Genomic DNA, 15,181 nt, shown 5'->3' with positions numbered 1-15,181 from the left:
TCGGAAATATGAGATATTCGTTATTCGGATGAGTCTGAGAAGTTTATAGGGGCGCCGGTGGTCGCGCCCTTTGGCAGCGGGCCGACATTGCGCTGATAGAGCGCGAGCCACCCTTTGGGCTCTGCCTGGCGCAGCTTCGGCGCTTCGGAAATGCGCCGGGCGATCACATCCGGCGCCAGATCGAGATCAATGCGCCGTGCGCCGAGATCGAGCGAAATCCTATCGCCATCCCGCACTGCGGCGAGGGGGCCGAGGTCTGAGGCTTCCGGGCAGACCTGTCCGACAACCAGCCCGTGGTTCAACCCCGAGAGTTGGCCATCGGTCACCACGCAGACCTGTGAGGCTAAGCCCGATCCGCTGAGCGCCGCGACAAACCAGGAGGCCGAAGCGACGCCCGGCCCGCCGCGCGCGCCGAGCCCGCGCAGGACGACAACGGAGCCGGGGGCGATCTCATTGCCAGTTAGGGCGTCGAGCGCCTCCTCCTGCGATGAGAACACCTGCGCCGGGCCGCAGAACCGCTCGGGCGCGCTGCCGTCCCCGGATTTCAGGATGGCGCCCTCAGGCGCAAGCGTACCCCTTAGGACCATGACCGACGGGCCGTGGCGGAACGGGCTGTCGAGGCTGCCCAGCGCTGGATGGGGCGGCGCGCTCGGGGCCGCCTGCATCTCGTCTGTCAGACATTGCCCGCTCGCGCCCAGGCAACTCAAGTCTAGCAGGGGCGCCAGCGCCTGCATCACCGCGCGGGTGCCTCCGGCGGCCTCGAGGTCTTCGATCCGATGCGGACCGCAGGGCTTTACCCCGGCCAGCTGCGGCACGCGCTCGCCCAGCTCCGAGATCATCTCGTAGAGGTCGAGTTCAAGCCCGGCCTCAGCCGCTACCGCCGCCAGATGGCGCAATACGTTGACCGATCCCGAGACCGCCAATGACACCGCAAGCGCGTTACGGAATGCGCCGCGGCTCAGGATGGAGGAGGGCCGCAAATCCTCTGCGATCATCTCGACGATGCGGCGGCCGGCGCTCTGGGTGTTGTGCCGCAGCGCCTCGCTGGCCGCCGCCACGGGAGTGGTGCCTGGCAGGGCGAGGCCCAGCGCCTCGGCCATGATATGCATGCTGTTGGCCGTACCCATGCCAGCACAGACGCCGGGCCCGGTGATCGCGCGGTCGGTCATGGCGGTCAGCGTCGCCAGCGTGATCTTGCCGGACAGATATTCGCCGACGCCTTCAAAGACATCTTCGATGTCGAGTGCCGTGCCGTCGATATGGCCGCTCCGTTGGTAGCCGCAGGCGAGGATCAGCGCCGGAATGTCGAGACGTGCCATCGCCATCATCTGCGCCGGTGCGGTTTTATCGCAGGAGGCGAGGCAAATCATGCCGTCGAGCTGCGCGCCCTCGACGCTGACCTCGATGTCATGGGCGACGAGTTCCCGCGCCGGCATCAGGTAGCGCCCGCCGCGGGCAGCGCCGGTGACGAAATCCGAGGGTGCAGTGGTCCTGATCTCGAAGGGCACGCCGCCGGCGGCGCGGATCGCTGCCTTCAACTCAGCTACGATTCCGTCGAGATGTGCAAAGCAGATCGACAGCTCCGACGAGGTGTTGACGATCGCCACCTTAGGCTTTTCCAGGTCCTCTGGAGGGATGCCTAGGGCGCGCCATTGCGCCCGCCTGACGGCCCAGCGCGTGCTGCCCGGGTCGAAATTGCTGCGGAGTGTTTTTTTGGTAGTGTCAGTCATGTCTCAGCCCAAAAAAGCTTGGTCAGCGGTTAGCCGCGCCTGCAGTTTGTCGATCGCAATGGCGCCCACCGCGGCGATGCCGTCGTCGATGGCAATCGCTGCGGCGAGGCCCGCCGCTTGGCCCATCGCCATGCAGGTCGCGCCCACCCGTAGCGAGGCATGGGCATCATGCTCGGCCGACACGCAGCGCCCGGCGATCAGAAGGTTGCCGGGGCCGCGTTCCGGCACCAGGCAGCCGAACGGCACCTGGTAGTAGGAGCCGGGCTCGAGCCAGACCCAGCGGGTCTTGCGATCGGCGCCGTGATCCTCCACCGGCCAGGCGGAACAGGCGATGGCGGTGTCGCTCTTGGCACCGCGCAGCACTTCATCTGCGGTCAGCACGTGCCGACCGCAGATGCGGCGGCTTTCGCGAATCCCAGCCAGGCTGCCGGCGTCGGCGACGAAGGCCTTTTCGAACCCAGGCACGAAGCGGCGGAATGCGGACTCGTACAGCTTGACCTGACGGCGCCCTTCGATCTCAGTGGCCGTCATCTCCTCGGCGGACAGCGGATCGGGCGAGCGGGCTCCATGTTCCAGCCGAGTGACATTGGCGTGCACCATCCCATCGCGCAGCGAGAACAGACCGCCAGCGGTCCGGGGCAGATCCATTCCTTCGGCGACCGCAAGCTCCAGCCGCGCGCGCAGCGCGGCGCGGTCCAGCGTGTCGAGGGTGCCAGGGGCCACCCCGCCGAACCGGAACATGGCCGAAGGCATCTGCAGGTGCTCAAGATCGCACTCCCAGGGAACTCCGGCCAGCGCCGCGACTTCGCCATCGCCGGTGCAGTCGATAATCTGTCGGCAGCGCACCGCGAAAAGCTGGGATCGAAAGCCGAGGACAAGGCCGGTGATGCGGTTCTCTTTCTGGTCCAGGTCAATGCAGCGGGTGTGCATCAAGGTCTCGACACCGGCTTCATGTATCATTTCGTCAAGCACGCAGCGCATCGCAAAGGGGTCGTAGATCGTCGTCGCGGTTTGCAGCCAGCACTCCGGACCGCGTGCTTCACCACGTGCCATGAGCCTGTTTACCAGTTCCTCGATCAGACCGCCGACGATGCGCCGGGGTGTCCCATTCTCAAGCACGTATTCGCCGCAAATGGAGCCGACCGTCACCGCGGTCATGGTTCCGCCCAGAAATCCCTGGGCTTCGACGAGCAGAACGCGTGCTCCTGCGCGGCCTGCAGCGATCGCCGCTCCGACGCCCGCAAGCCCGCCGCCGACGACCACAATATCCACCTCACGCCAAACGGGAACTTCGCGCGCAGGTAGGACGATTTCATCTATGTGAATTTTTGACATGCAGTCAGGTTAGAAGCCCGGTAAGGTATCAGAAAGTCGGTCAGAGTAGATATCAGGTATCCAAATTTCGGATGACTAAGGATGAATGATCTCCGCGCCTTGCGCGTTTTTTCCGAAATCTGCCGACTGGGCAGCTTCTCGAAAGCCGCGGTTGCTCTGGGCATGGCACAGCCGAGCATCAGCCGAATTGTTCGTGAACTCGAAGAGGCTGTCGGATCGCCGCTGTTCCTGCGAACCGGTCGGGGGGTAGTACCCAGCGAAGTTGGCGAGGTAGCATTCGAACGGGCAGAACGCTTACTGCTCGAGGCAGATCAGATGATGGTCGACCTAAGGAATGCTTCAGACAACCCATCAGGCAAGGTAATCGTCGGCTTGCTGCCCTCGGTCGCCCAGCATGTGGCAGCGGATCTCACCAAACATGTGATAAATCACGCGCCCGAGATTTTTCTGTCCTTTCGTGTCGGATCCAGCGATCAGGTAGATCGCTGGGTGTCCGAAGGCCGTGTCGATATCGGGCTGCTTGGTTTTTACAAGGGATCCGACGAGGGGGGGGAAACGGTTCTGTTTCGCTCCGAGCTACTTCTCATCGGGTCTGCGCGGCATCGCTGTTTGCCCGAGGTGGTAAACATGCAGCAGCTGTCAGAGTATCCGTTGGTGATCGCGCCTGAGCCCAACGGACTGAGATTGCTTTTGCGCGATGCGGCCAGATCAGTCGGCAGCACCCTCAATGTAGTGGTGGAAGCTGAAGCCATCGAGCTGCAGAAGACTATCATCCAGGAATGCCTGTACTTCTCGGTGGTCGCTCGAACCGCAGTCGAGGATGAACTGCGTTCAGGTATTTTTCATTCTGCACGCATAGAAAGCCCACAACTCCTTCGTTCAGTCGCACTTACGACCACCCAGCAGCGTCCCACCAGCCGGGCCGCGCGCTTAGTTACTGATGTTCTCATCGAAAAGTTTCGGCGGTCCAGGTAGTGAAGGTGATTCACAAATTTGCAGTTCGGCTTCAACGAGAGCGTAGACGGAAGCGGCTTTGTTGCCAAAAAGACGGCTGGGAATTCACTACGTGAATACAGTATGATAGCTGAAACAGCATAAGAAGTTGGGTCCCTAGGTAGTACAAAACTAGGAACTGGCCTTCGTACAACACAGCACTAAGGCAGCGCGGATCACTTTCGGTTTGAATTGATCCTGAGATGGTCTGGGTGCCACCGCAGAGCGACAAGCGGCGCCGACAACAGTAATTCAGCGACGCTGCGATTCAGACCTGCCTGACCTTGTAGGTGTTGTTCGGCAGGCCGCTGCGACAGGCGACCGGGTTTGTCGAAAGTCTGCTGCGGCTCGTTGGACGGGATTGGGTCGTGCCCGATTTCAGCACAGTTTGCCGCCGTCAGAAGACACTGAACGTGAGCCTGCCGTATCGCGGTGGAACCGGCCCGCTGAATCTTCTTATCGATAACACCGGCATCAAGGCCGAGGGTGAAGGGGAGTGGAACGCCCGCAAGCATGGTGGCCCCAAACGCCGGATTTGGCGAGAAATTCATATGCGGATCGACGAAGTAACGCTAGAAGTTCGGGCGGTCGAGATCACCACCAGCAATGTTGGTGATGCGCCGATGCTGCCGGAACTGCTCGTCTAAATCCCGTCTGATCAGGACATCGGATCAGTGACCGCCAACGGAGCTTATGGCACGCGCAAATGTCACGACGCGATTGCTGCCCGTGGTGCCGACGCCGTCATTCCGCCTCGCAAGAACGCAAAACCCTGGAAGCCCACAAGCGCCGGGGCCACCGCCCGAAAATAAGCGGTCAACGCGTCGCGATACCTGGGCCGTGCCCTGTGGCGGCGATGGAGCGGATACCACCGCAGAAGCCGTGTTGAGAGCAAGGTGAACTGTGTGACACTTCTTGGGCAGTTACTCACGGCACGCGACTTCGACAGACAAGTTGCGGAAATCCAAATCCGCGTCGCCGCGCAAAATCGCTACACCGCTCTGGGCACACCAGTCACAGAGCCCGTAGGATAAGTCCGCCCGGGGAAAGCGGAAGCCTGCCTATCAACAGATTTGCGCAACAAAGGCGCTTTGAATGCGATCCAAAGGAAAATGAAACGCGCATCATCGTCCTCGCCGCAAGCTTCTGCACGGCCGATCCAACTGATGGCGCGATGGGCGCGCAGTCCCATGGTTTCGGGGAAGCCTTCGCGAATAGCGCGTTGTTTTGCTTTCAAGGCTGCATGCTCAAGACCGTTGTTCATAACTCATTCCTGTTCGATATCGTCATGGCAGAGCGTCGAAATCCGACCTCTGGTGGCCCGCAATCAATTCGCGCAAGCCCGCAGGCGCCAACACGTCCACCTTGTCGCCCCATTGATAAAGGTGCCATGCCATTTCCAGCCAGCCCGCCGCCTTGAACCTGACGATCAGGCTGCCATCGTCCTGAGGCTCGACAACTTGGGTCGGGTGAAAACGGAATTCGGCGGCACGCTCAGCGGCTTCCGTCGAGAAGCGCCACACGACTTCGCTATATTGTTCAGGGTCTTGATAGACACCAAACGCCTGAGCGGCATAGGTCTCTAGGGAGAAACCCGAGGCCAGCTGAAAGCTCTCGTTCAGAACCTCCGCCTCATAAATCCGATCCATGCGGAAGTTCAGGATGTCTTCTCCACGCGCGGGTTGGCGTGCGACGAGATAACTGCGGTGCCCCAGCAGCATGCCATGCGGTTCGATCACGCGCGGCGCAGCACCCTGAGCGCCATAGCAGACGCGCAGCCGGAACGGACCGCGCAGCGCTTCGATGACAGCATCTGTCACTGCAGGCTTAAGTGTGACGGTAGGGCCTGGGCGCGTGACCTGGCCTAATCCAGCCAGCACCGCTTCTGCATCGGCTTCCGACCGAAGCGCATCCCTTGGATTCAAACGCGCCAGCAGCCCGTCGCGGAGATCCTCCAGAGCGCGTGAGTGCCTTATTCGCCCTTCGTCGCGCGCGGTACGTGCCGCAATTTCCAGCGCCTCGATCGCCGTTTCCTGCCGGGGCTGCAGTCGGTCTGGCAAGGGTGCGTCCATCCGCCAGTAACGCCGCCTTTCGGCATCGTCTGTGGTCGAAACATTCACGAAAGTTGCTTCGAGAGCCTCGGTCATCCGTTGAGCGGTGCGATGCGACACATCGAACTCGGCGCAGATGTCCTCAAGGCTGACACCTCCCCGGCGGGACGCCGCCATCTGGGCAAGCCGAAGCAAATCCTGCGCTTTTGCAAAAGACATTTGATCTCCATGCCAGAAATTGACACCCTCAAACGGTATTGATGACCTTGCGGTCTGTCGAGGTGATTCCCTTGGAGATTGATTTGCAAAGGTAATGGAGTAGCCATGAGGGATCTCGACGGTCGCATCTTTCTGTCCGCAACGGATCTCATGCGCTTCACAGGCTGCGCACATGCGACCACCCTTGATCTGGCACATATGCGGGGAACGGGCCCGGAGCCGGGCGACGACACCGAAGACGCAGCACTGTTGCAAAAGCAGGGCGATGCCCACGAGGCCGCGCATTTGGCTCGCCTCAAAAAGGGCGGGCGCACGGTCATGGAAATCGCGCGCGGCAAACTTGGCGAAAACGCTGAAACCACGCGCGCGGCGCTCACTACTGGTCCGGACGTCGTGTTTCAGGGCGCGTTTCTGTCGGGGAACTGGGGCGGCTGGTCCGACTTCCTGGAGCGTGTTGAGACACCCTCAGCGCTCGGACCGTTCAGCTACGAGGTGGCCGACACCAAGCTGAAACGTCGGGCCGATCCCAAACATGTGCTTCAGCTGGTTCTGTATTCCGATCTGTTGGCGGAAATTCAGGGGGTGGTGCCCGAGTTCGCGCATGTCGAATTGGGAGACGGCACCCGCGCTACGCTGCGCCTGGCAGACTACTCTTCCTATGCTCGGATGGCGCGACAACGGTTGGAAGCCTTCGTCGCCGATCCGCAGCCAACACGCCCGGTGCCATGTGCGGATTGCGGTCTGTGCCGCTGGGTCGAACATTGCAACAGCGTCTGGCACGCCGAAGACAGCTTGTTCAATGTCGCCAACATCAGTCGTGGTCAGGTGAAAAAGCTAGAAGCAGCGGGTGTTAACACATTGGAGGCTCTCTCGACGCTGGATCACCCGGTGCGCGGAATGGCCGAAAACACCCAGGCCCGATTGGTCACTCAGGCCCGCCTGCAACAGGCCCGCAAAACCGGGGAGCCAGATTTTGAACTGCGGGCACTGGAGCCTGGCAAAGGTTTCGACCTCCTGCCGGAACCCCAGACGGGCGACCTGTTCTACGACATCGAAGGCGATCCTCACTATGAAGGCGGCCTCGAATATCTGCACGGCATCTGGTTCGACGGGCAGTTCCAGGCGTTCTGGGCCCATGACCACGACACAGAAGCGCGGGCATTGTCGGACTTGCTGGCGTTCTTTCGCGCGCGGATTTCGCAATACCCCACTGCGCGCATTTATCACTACGCGCCATACGAGATCACCGCGCTGAAACGCCTGACCACGAAATATGGTATCGGTGAAGCTTTCCTCGACCGGCTGCTCCGGGAACGGCGCTTCGTCGACTTGTTCGCCGTGGTCCGCGGCGGGCTGATCGGGTCGGAACCAAACTATTCCATCAAATCGATGGAAGCATTTTACGACCGCAAGCGGGACGGTGAGGTCAAGACAGCGGGTGGCTCGGTCGTGGCCTATGAGCGTTGGCGTAAAACGCAAGACCAGCAGATTCTGGACGAGATCGAGGATTACAACCGCGTCGATTGCATCTCGACCGAGGAATTGCGCGACTGGCTGGTAGGCATCCGACCTGTCGGCCCTTGGCCAAAACTTGCCCCGGATGCAGGCGATAAAGAAGTCGAAGAGGACGCCGACACGCAAGCTCTGCGCAACCTGCTAGCAACATCAGGCTTGCCCGAGGCGCGGCAGGATATGCTGTTCAACCTCGGCGTCTTTCACAACCGCGAGTTAAAGCCCGCGCAATGGGCCGTATTCGATAGCACCGCAAAGGACGAGGATGATCTGCTCGACGATCTCGATGCACTTGGCGGGCTTGAGGCAGCGGGTCCTGTCGAACCCGTCAAGCGATCCTTCGCGCGCCGATACACCTATCCCGAACAGGAGACGAAACTGCGGAGCGGCAAGAAGGCGACGGTTCCCGTATTCGATAGCCCACCTACAACGGTTGGGATCGAGTCTATGGATCGCCGCGCTCGTCAGATCACCGTCAAAGCAGGCCCGGGCAAGGCCGACCTACTGACGGAACAGCTGACGCTGCATCCGGACTGGCCGATCCAGACAGGCGTCATTGCCAGTGCTTTGCGTGATGTGATCGATGATCAATGCGGCGCGGGCCAATATACGGCCGTGGATGACCTGCTCTCGCGCGCTGCACCGCGTCTGCGCTCTGGCCCGCGGGGCGATCTTTTGGGCGGGGCAGACCCTGTAGCGGGCACTATTGCCGTGGTGAATGACATGGATGGAACGGTCCTGCCGATCCAGGGGCCACCTGGTACCGGCAAGACCTATGTGAGCGCGCGCGCGATCCTGTCTTTGGTGCGCAAGGGCCATCGCGTCGGCGTCGCATCCAACAGCCACGAGGCTATCAGGAATGTGCTGATGGGCTGTCTTTCAGCTTTGGAAGACGAAGACCTGCCGATCAATCTTGATCTCGTCCACAAGGTTTCCAGCATCGAGGATGGTTATCCCGAAGGCTGCCCTGTACATCGTACGACTGACAACGCAGAAGCCGCGAAAACCGGGCATGTCGTGGGCGGCACCGCGTGGTTCTTTTCGCGCGACGAAAATGTTCAGGCCTTTGATTGGCTGTTCGTGGACGAGGCAGGTCAGGTCGGACTTGCCAACATGGCTGCCATGGGGCGTGCCGCGCGAAACATCGTCCTTGTGGGCGACCCACGCCAGTTGCCGCAAGTCATTCAGGGAGCGCATCCCGAGCCTGCGAACCTGTCGTGCCTGGATTGGATGCTCGGTGAGCATGCGACGGTTCCAGCCGACCGGGGCATTTTCCTTCCCACTTCACGGCGCATGCACCCTGACGTCTGTCGGTTTGTCTCAGAACAGGTGTATGAAGGCCGACTGACCAGCCATCCTGATACGGCTAACCAGTGCGTGACAGGCACGGCGCTCCCCGAAGCCGGAGCTTTCTGGGTGCCGGTCCCGCATGAGGGTAATGCCCAGATCGCACAGGAAGAAGTCGACGCTATTGGCAAAACCGTCACTGACCTCCTTGACGGCAGCTGGACGGAGAAGGACGGCAGCACGCGGCCGATGCGCGATACGGACATCATCGTCGTCGCCCCATACAACGCACAGGTAAACGCTTTGCGGGATGCCCTTCCGTTGGGCGTTCGCGTCGGAACCGTGGACAAGTTTCAGGGACAAGAAGCACCGGTTTGCCTGGTTTCCATGACGGCATCTTCCGCTGAAGAAACCTCGCGCGGGATGGAGTTTCTGTTTTCGCTAAATCGCATCAATGTTGCGTTCTCCCGCGCCAAGGGACTCGCATTGGTATTTGGAGCGCCCCGATTGCGCGAGGCGAAGTGCAATTCTGTTGAGCAAATGCAGCTGGTGAATACGCTGTGTGCTCTGCCATTGATCAAATAGAACGAAAGAGGGAATGCATGAGCGAGAACGATTGGTTTGTAATGCGTCCGCAGAAGGCTCAAGCCTATGGCCGCCCCGAGGCCGGTGGTTTCCTTGTCCGCGAGGGCTCCACGGCGATGCGGGAGGGCTCTCCTCGTGTGAAACGGGATCGTGAGGAGCGGGACCGTCTGGTTCGGCAGGGTGTCCTCGTCCCGGACACTGACCCGGACCTGTATCGTTTCTCGCGCGATCATCTCTTCGGCAGCTCAAGTGTGGCTGGGGGCGTCGTCAAGGATGGGAATTGCAGCGGCCCCCAAAGCTGGCGCAGGCCGTCTGACGGCAAGACGATCAAAGAAGCGAGGGGTGTATAGCGCTTTGTCGGCTTCTAATGATTTGTCGGACAATATGCAGGGCAGACAAGCTGCTGAGAAACTATGCGAGTCGTGGCCTGATACCGGTTGGGTGCCTCAAAGCCCCAGTCTAGAATGGGCGCAGGGTGCGATCGCTGAGTTCGCAGAAATCATACGTCGACAGCCCTCGATCTTCCGTGCAAGCCAAAGGGGCGCCGAGGTCGGCGCCAGTATGCTTAGCCCCAGACCATTTCAGGGTCTTTCCGAGGCTTTGCAAAACGCCGACGATCTTGGTGCGTCTGAGCTTCGGATCGGTCTTCGGCACTCACCGCGCCAAGAACTGCTGATAATACACAATGGAAAGCCCGTCTCGCTTGCTCATTTGGGAGCGATGGTTTTGCCTTGGCTTTCCACGAAGGCCACAGATGATGAGGCTTCTGGGCGGTTTGGAATTGGTCAGAAGACACTGAAATCGCTCGGCGGGCCGCTCGAGATGCATTGCGCGCCCTTTCATTTCGCGATGCTCGACGAAGCGCCCGAGATCGTCGAGCCCGCCAAATCCGTCGAAGGACTATATGATCCGCAACGTAGGGAGACGATGCTTGTCGTGCCACTCGCCCCTGAGGTCGATGTTGCGGACATCCCAGATGCAGTGGAAAACCTCGGGGTAGATAGCCTTAAATTCCTACGGCACATTCGTCGGCTCAGCTATGTCGATTTGGATGCGCCGGGATCGGTTCGCGGCTACTCCATACAAGTGGAGCCAGGGCGGGATGTCGAAGCTGTGTTGAACGCCGTGACATGCTCCGTCCGCCACGATGGTCTCATCATCCAAGAGCCGATGGAGCTTGCCGGTCAGAAGTTTGATCGATACTGGACCGAGCTACCGGTGACCGCCGGCGAGGCGCGACGAAATAAGGCAACTGGCAAGACGACGCCGCTCGGGATCTGCGTTTCCGCAGACCTGCACCTGGAAGGTGCCCTCCATGACCGGATACCTCTTCCGATCGAAATAGCCGCACCAATCAGCCTAAATGCGCAGTTCGACCCTGATGGCGCACGCTCGACAATCTTGGCTACCTCGTGGAACAAGAGGCGCCTAGCTGATCTCGGCCATCTGCTCGGTGCGGTGGCACTCAATGCATTTGCACGCGAGCCCGCAGCTGCTTGGACGCACGTCCCGCTCATGACGGAGACGCTAGAAACCGCTGACTGGATCAAGGCCGCATTTGCTCAAGACGTGGTCGAAACATGCCACAAGCGGTTGAGATCTGACCTTCGCCTACCTGCAAGAACAGTTAAGGTTGAGCTCTCGCAAATCGTCTATGAAGACGCGGGACTTGATGGCCTGCTGACGCCAGAAGACCTTGAACTGCTCGCGCCAGGCCGAATGGCACTAGACCCCGGGTGCCGAGATGGAGATGGGCGATGGCGCTTGGTCTTGGATGATCTCGAAGATCCACAAGCGCTTGACCTTTCGGATTCTCTGGAACTTTTCGATCACCCCGACGCGATTGGGCACCGCGATCCCTCTTGGTTTGTTTCAATAGCAGCTCTAGCGCTTGAGCAGGGACTATGGGGCGAGTTTCTGGAAAAAAGCGCCTTCCTTCTTGCCGATGGCACTATCGTAGAATGTCCACCACGGGGCGGCCCACGGATCCTTGTCCTTCACGACAACCCGCAAAGCCTCGCGGGGCGTCTTGGCCTCGCTTTGCCACTGCATCAGGCCTACCAGGCCGACAACCAAGATGCAGAAACGGTCATCGCTAAACTCAAAGAGATGAGAATTCTTCGAGAGGCTTGCGATCAACCTGCGGAAGCTCTGAAGCTCCTGGCAAGATCCAACAAAGATGCCGTGGAGCCAGTGCGTCTCGATAACGACGATCTGATCGCACTTCGGGACGCTTGGGTGCACCTTCCTCGCGACGAACAGCGGACGATGGGAGCAAAGATTGGCTCCAATATCGAACTGCGGACGATCACATACATGCCAGACTCTCAGCGGCCTGAAAGAGCATGGTCCCGTCCTCACGAGGCGTATCTTCCAGCACAGATTGATCGCGAAACTCACAGCTTTGCGAAAGCAGCTGGCCGAACGCCGGGCCTAGTATGGGTGGATCCTGAGTATGCGAAGTTACTAAAGCATGAGCGTGGTCGCAGCGAAGCGGGGGCACAGAGATTCCTTTCGGCGCTCGGCGTTGCGCGTGATCCGCGCCTCATCGTGCCCTTGAACGAGAAAGTACGATGGTCGCGCGACACACGGCCCGCCAGCGCTGTCGCGGGCGTTCACCGCCCCGACGCGCAGCTCAGGGCGATCAGGGCTGGTGGATACGGTGAGCAATATCTTCTAGACGACCGCTGGTCACCTGATATGGAAGCGGTTGTTGAGAACATTCAGTCTGGGCCAGCCCGACTTCGAAAGAAACGGGGGCTGGCTCTTCTGGCTGTACTTAGTCGTGGGTGGGAACGGCGCTATTCAGATTACCAAATTTCAAAGTGCGTTGTCGGCTATAATGGATACTGGACCAACTCTCGCGAAGTCCAAGCCACTTGGCTAGCGCGTCTTTCAGCAGCAGTGTGGCTACCGAACGGCAACGGCGCCCTTCGGGCACCGACCCAGCTTGCGCTGCCCACAGAAGCGAACCGTCTCACGTACGGTACTGACAGGGGAGCTTACCTTACAAAATATGATCAGAACGCCATTCGGCCCGATCTGCTGAAGGCTTTGGGCATTAAACTAGGTCCATCCGGCGATGATCTGATCGAGCGACTTGAGGGTTTGCGAGAAAAGCCGCTGACGCAGGTAGTCACCGACCAAGTTCATACAATCTATCAACTTCTTGCTGCCGACCTCCGTTCGAACGCAGTGGATCTGAAGGCTGGCCGTGCCCTGACACCACAGCGCCTGAGAAATGCATTCCGGGCATCTCCCGGGCGGGACGGACTGCTTCTCGCCGATGACAGTTGGCATTCTCCCGAAGCCATTCTTCGGGGCCCGCGGATATTCGGCGAGTATCGTGTGTTCGCACCTCATATATCTGGTTTAGAACCACTTTGGGTTTCGCTAGCAATTCCGGAGCCGTCCGCGAAGGATTGCGTCGAAGTACTTCGCGATATTGCGCGAATGTCGACTCTCTCGCCATCAGACCGGGGCGTCATGGTGATGGCATTTCGGTCACTAGCCGGGCTCATATCGGACGCTACACCGCAGTTGCGGTCCACTCTCCGGCGCCTGCCGCTCTGGACGGGAACCGAGTGGTCGACGAGTCGCCCGATGTATGTGCTCGATGGAGAGGCAATAGCACAGGCCGAAATTCCCGGTTTGACAGTCTGGCGCCTTGGCCTGAGCAGCTTTACCGACGTTGAACCTTTGTTTGAATTCCTCGGTGTCACCCACCTTCGTCTCGAAAGCTTCCGACCAAAGTCCTTGAGCACTGCCGGAATCCTGGAAGGAGAGAACAAGCGCAAGCTCTTTGCCGAAGCTGTCGCGTTGTTGGCTGATGAACTCATCCGCACTGACATTAAACTTCATGAAAGCTTGAATTGCACATGGGAAGAACTGATGCGATCTCGCTTAGTCATTGATCCTTCTCTGGAAATTACTGCTGAGCTGGAGGGGCATCCCGAGATCTGTATCCCGGCTCGCGCCCATATGATGTCTGAACCAATGACAATGATTGTGCGCACGTTGGAAGATGCAGGCTCATCAGATGCCGGTGGGCAAGCTGTTGCTTCTCTGTTCGACGGTGACAGGCAGAAGCTTGCTTGGGCGTGGGCTTCAGTATGGCAGAAAGCGAACCAGGGCTGGGGTGCAAGCCAGATCGTTCTCCCGTCTACGAAACCAGATGCCGCCGGCAACGCCACGAGGCTAGCTGCCCTTCAGGCTCAGGCAAGCGAACGGACCGAAAGCCAGAGGAAGACGCAGAAGCCATCTCGCAGCAAGCCTGCGGCCCAGAACCAAACGCCCGTGCAGGTACGGAAGCTCCGGGACATTGAAGATCTTGAGACCACGCAGGGCTCAATCGTCAATGAAGGCGCCAGTGGCAGCGGGGTGATCTTCGTCAAGTCCCGAACCAAAGGCCAGGCGAGCCGAACGTTCCCATCCGGTTCCGGTAGCAACGCGGGCAGCGCGAAACCTGCCGACCGAACGGTTCTGCCGCCTGTCAGTGACCGGGAACAACTGGCCTTAGAAGCCGTCAGACGGGCGCTTCGGCTCAACCCCGAGCAAATACAAGATGTTCGCTCGAAGCGGGGAATCGGCGTGGATGCGATCGATGAGTTGCGGCAGTGCTATGAAATCAAGATGAGCTCGGGCTCAGCGTTCCCAACAGACATCACTCTCACACCTAGCGAGGTAGAGGCGGCACAGAACGATCCGGATTTCTTTCTTGCCGTGGTTGCTGGTCTTGAGGAGGGTGACGGTTGCCTCAAGGTTCGCTTCATTTTCAACCCCCTTGAGCAACTCGCGGCCAAAATCCGTGGCGAGGTGACGCTTACCGGTGTCGATAAAGCCGAGGCTCTGGAGTACGAGTTTCCTGTCCCCGATCTCGAATAGAAAAAGCAGAGAAGGTTGGACGTCAGGCCCATCCCCTCCGCCACACTGAACCAAGTCCGCAGGGCTCGGTTCCCGAGCGTTCCCCTACACAAGATCAGTTCCCGGCCTAGGTTGATTGTGGGCGCAAAGCTTGCGCCCGATCCGTTTACAGGAGACCAGCCGGACCCGAGTGATATGGCCGATGCCGCACAGTTTTTTCTGACAAATCCGACTGCGGACGAGGCGTTGAAGCTGGCCGGTAGTCCTGGCGAACTTCAGTTTCGCCGGCAAAACAAGGGTAAACCTGCAAGGTTCACGGCTTGGGATTGCTTTGATGGCTCCATCCGCGCCAGCGGCCGGCTCCTGGTGGAGCGCGGCGGGAAACTGCACCTTCTGGGGCCCGGGTGTAGTCTGACACAATCCGCCAAACGCGGGGGCAATTTCCTGCACGACTTGCGTCCAGGGCCGGTGAAGGAAGCCTTGAAGGGCCTGTTTCCGCTGCGCTGCCTGCTGCCTGCGGCGTCGGGCAGGCTTGTCCGCCAGCGGTACCGGATCATCTGCAAACAGGCGTCCGGGGGGACCTTGGTCAGCTGGCAGTTTTCCGGG

General features: G+C 59.9%; 8 protein-coding genes and 1 pseudogene. 5 read left to right on the top strand and 4 right to left on the bottom strand.

Annotation, left to right across the window (positions count from 1 at the left end; translation table 11 throughout):
* Positions 1 to 20 precede the first annotated feature (20 nt).
* Positions 21 to 1,730 (bottom strand): dihydroxy-acid dehydratase, encoded by a 1,710-nt coding sequence (locus tag KUV26_RS07665; protein ID WP_222507910.1) that lies wholly within the window; start codon positions 1,728 to 1,730, stop codon positions 21 to 23.
* A gap of 3 nt (positions 1,731 to 1,733) precedes the next feature.
* Complete coding sequence (locus KUV26_RS07660) at positions 1,734 to 3,065, bottom strand: FAD-dependent oxidoreductase (protein WP_222507909.1); 1,332 nt, start codon at positions 3,063 to 3,065, stop codon at positions 1,734 to 1,736.
* An 81-nt stretch (positions 3,066 to 3,146) separates the two neighbouring features.
* On the opposite strand from KUV26_RS07660, the gene KUV26_RS07655 reads away from it, so the two are divergent.
* On the top strand, positions 3,147 to 4,040 hold the full coding sequence (locus KUV26_RS07655) for a LysR family transcriptional regulator (protein WP_222507908.1): 894 nt from the start codon (positions 3,147 to 3,149) through the stop codon (positions 4,038 to 4,040).
* A gap of 119 nt (positions 4,041 to 4,159) precedes the next feature.
* Positions 4,160 to 5,092 (top strand): annotated as a pseudogene (locus tag KUV26_RS07650) (IS5 family transposase).
* On the opposite strand, the gene KUV26_RS07645 reads toward KUV26_RS07650, so the two are convergent.
* Both KUV26_RS07645 and KUV26_RS07640 read right to left on the bottom strand, forming a co-directional pair.
* On the bottom strand, positions 5,050 to 5,322 hold the full coding sequence (locus tag KUV26_RS07645) for a hypothetical protein (protein ID WP_222507907.1): 273 nt from the start codon (positions 5,320 to 5,322) through the stop codon (positions 5,050 to 5,052). The pseudogene KUV26_RS07650 and the gene KUV26_RS07645 sit on opposite strands and share 43 nt — an antisense overlap.
* 22 nt (positions 5,323 to 5,344) lie before the next feature.
* A complete protein-coding gene (locus tag KUV26_RS07640) occupies positions 5,345 to 6,328 on the bottom strand; it encodes a helix-turn-helix transcriptional regulator (protein ID WP_222507906.1) in 984 nt (327 codons plus the stop codon).
* 105 nt (positions 6,329 to 6,433) lie between these two features.
* Between KUV26_RS07640 and KUV26_RS07635 the strand changes: the two genes are divergently transcribed.
* From KUV26_RS07635 to KUV26_RS07625, 3 genes are read left to right on the top strand one after another with little or no spacing between them, the layout of a single operon-like run.
* On the top strand, positions 6,434 to 9,712 hold the full coding sequence (locus KUV26_RS07635) for a TM0106 family RecB-like putative nuclease (RefSeq protein ID WP_222507905.1): 3,279 nt from the start codon (positions 6,434 to 6,436) through the stop codon (positions 9,710 to 9,712).
* Positions 9,713 to 9,729: 17 nt separating this feature from the next.
* Positions 9,730 to 10,062 carry a DUF4357 domain-containing protein gene (locus KUV26_RS07630; protein WP_222507904.1) on the top strand — a complete coding sequence of 111 codons (333 nt, stop codon included), beginning with the start codon at positions 9,730 to 9,732 and terminating at the stop codon, positions 10,060 to 10,062.
* Positions 9,986 to 14,596: a sacsin N-terminal ATP-binding-like domain-containing protein gene (locus tag KUV26_RS07625; RefSeq protein WP_409996940.1), complete on the top strand. Its 4,611-nt coding sequence runs from the start codon at positions 9,986 to 9,988 to the stop codon at positions 14,594 to 14,596. The genes KUV26_RS07630 and KUV26_RS07625 overlap by 77 nt, the downstream gene beginning before the upstream one ends.
* Positions 14,597 to 15,181 lie beyond the last annotated feature (585 nt).

The sequence above is a fragment of the Leisingera daeponensis genome (assembly GCF_019801465.1).
Lineage (GTDB): Bacteria > Pseudomonadota > Alphaproteobacteria > Rhodobacterales > Rhodobacteraceae > Leisingera > Leisingera daeponensis_A.
This window is presented reverse-complemented; position numbering and strand designations above follow the sequence as displayed.

Coding starts and splice junctions, on each gene's coding strand:
- KUV26_RS07655 (WP_222507908.1), top strand. CDS start 3,147: ATGAATGATCTCCGCGCCTTGCGCGTTTTTTCCGAAATCTGCCGACTG.
- KUV26_RS07665 (WP_222507910.1), bottom strand. CDS start 1,730: ATGACTGACACTACCAAAAAAACACTCCGCAGCAATTTCGACCCGGGC.
- KUV26_RS07635 (WP_222507905.1), top strand. CDS start 6,434: ATGAGGGATCTCGACGGTCGCATCTTTCTGTCCGCAACGGATCTCATG.
- KUV26_RS07630 (WP_222507904.1), top strand. CDS start 9,730: ATGAGCGAGAACGATTGGTTTGTAATGCGTCCGCAGAAGGCTCAAGCC.
- KUV26_RS07660 (WP_222507909.1), bottom strand. CDS start 3,065: ATGTCAAAAATTCACATAGATGAAATCGTCCTACCTGCGCGCGAAGTT.
- KUV26_RS07640 (WP_222507906.1), bottom strand. CDS start 6,328: ATGTCTTTTGCAAAAGCGCAGGATTTGCTTCGGCTTGCCCAGATGGCG.
- KUV26_RS07645 (WP_222507907.1), bottom strand. CDS start 5,322: ATGAACAACGGTCTTGAGCATGCAGCCTTGAAAGCAAAACAACGCGCT.
- KUV26_RS07625 (WP_409996940.1), top strand. CDS start 9,986: ATGGGAATTGCAGCGGCCCCCAAAGCTGGCGCAGGCCGTCTGACGGCA.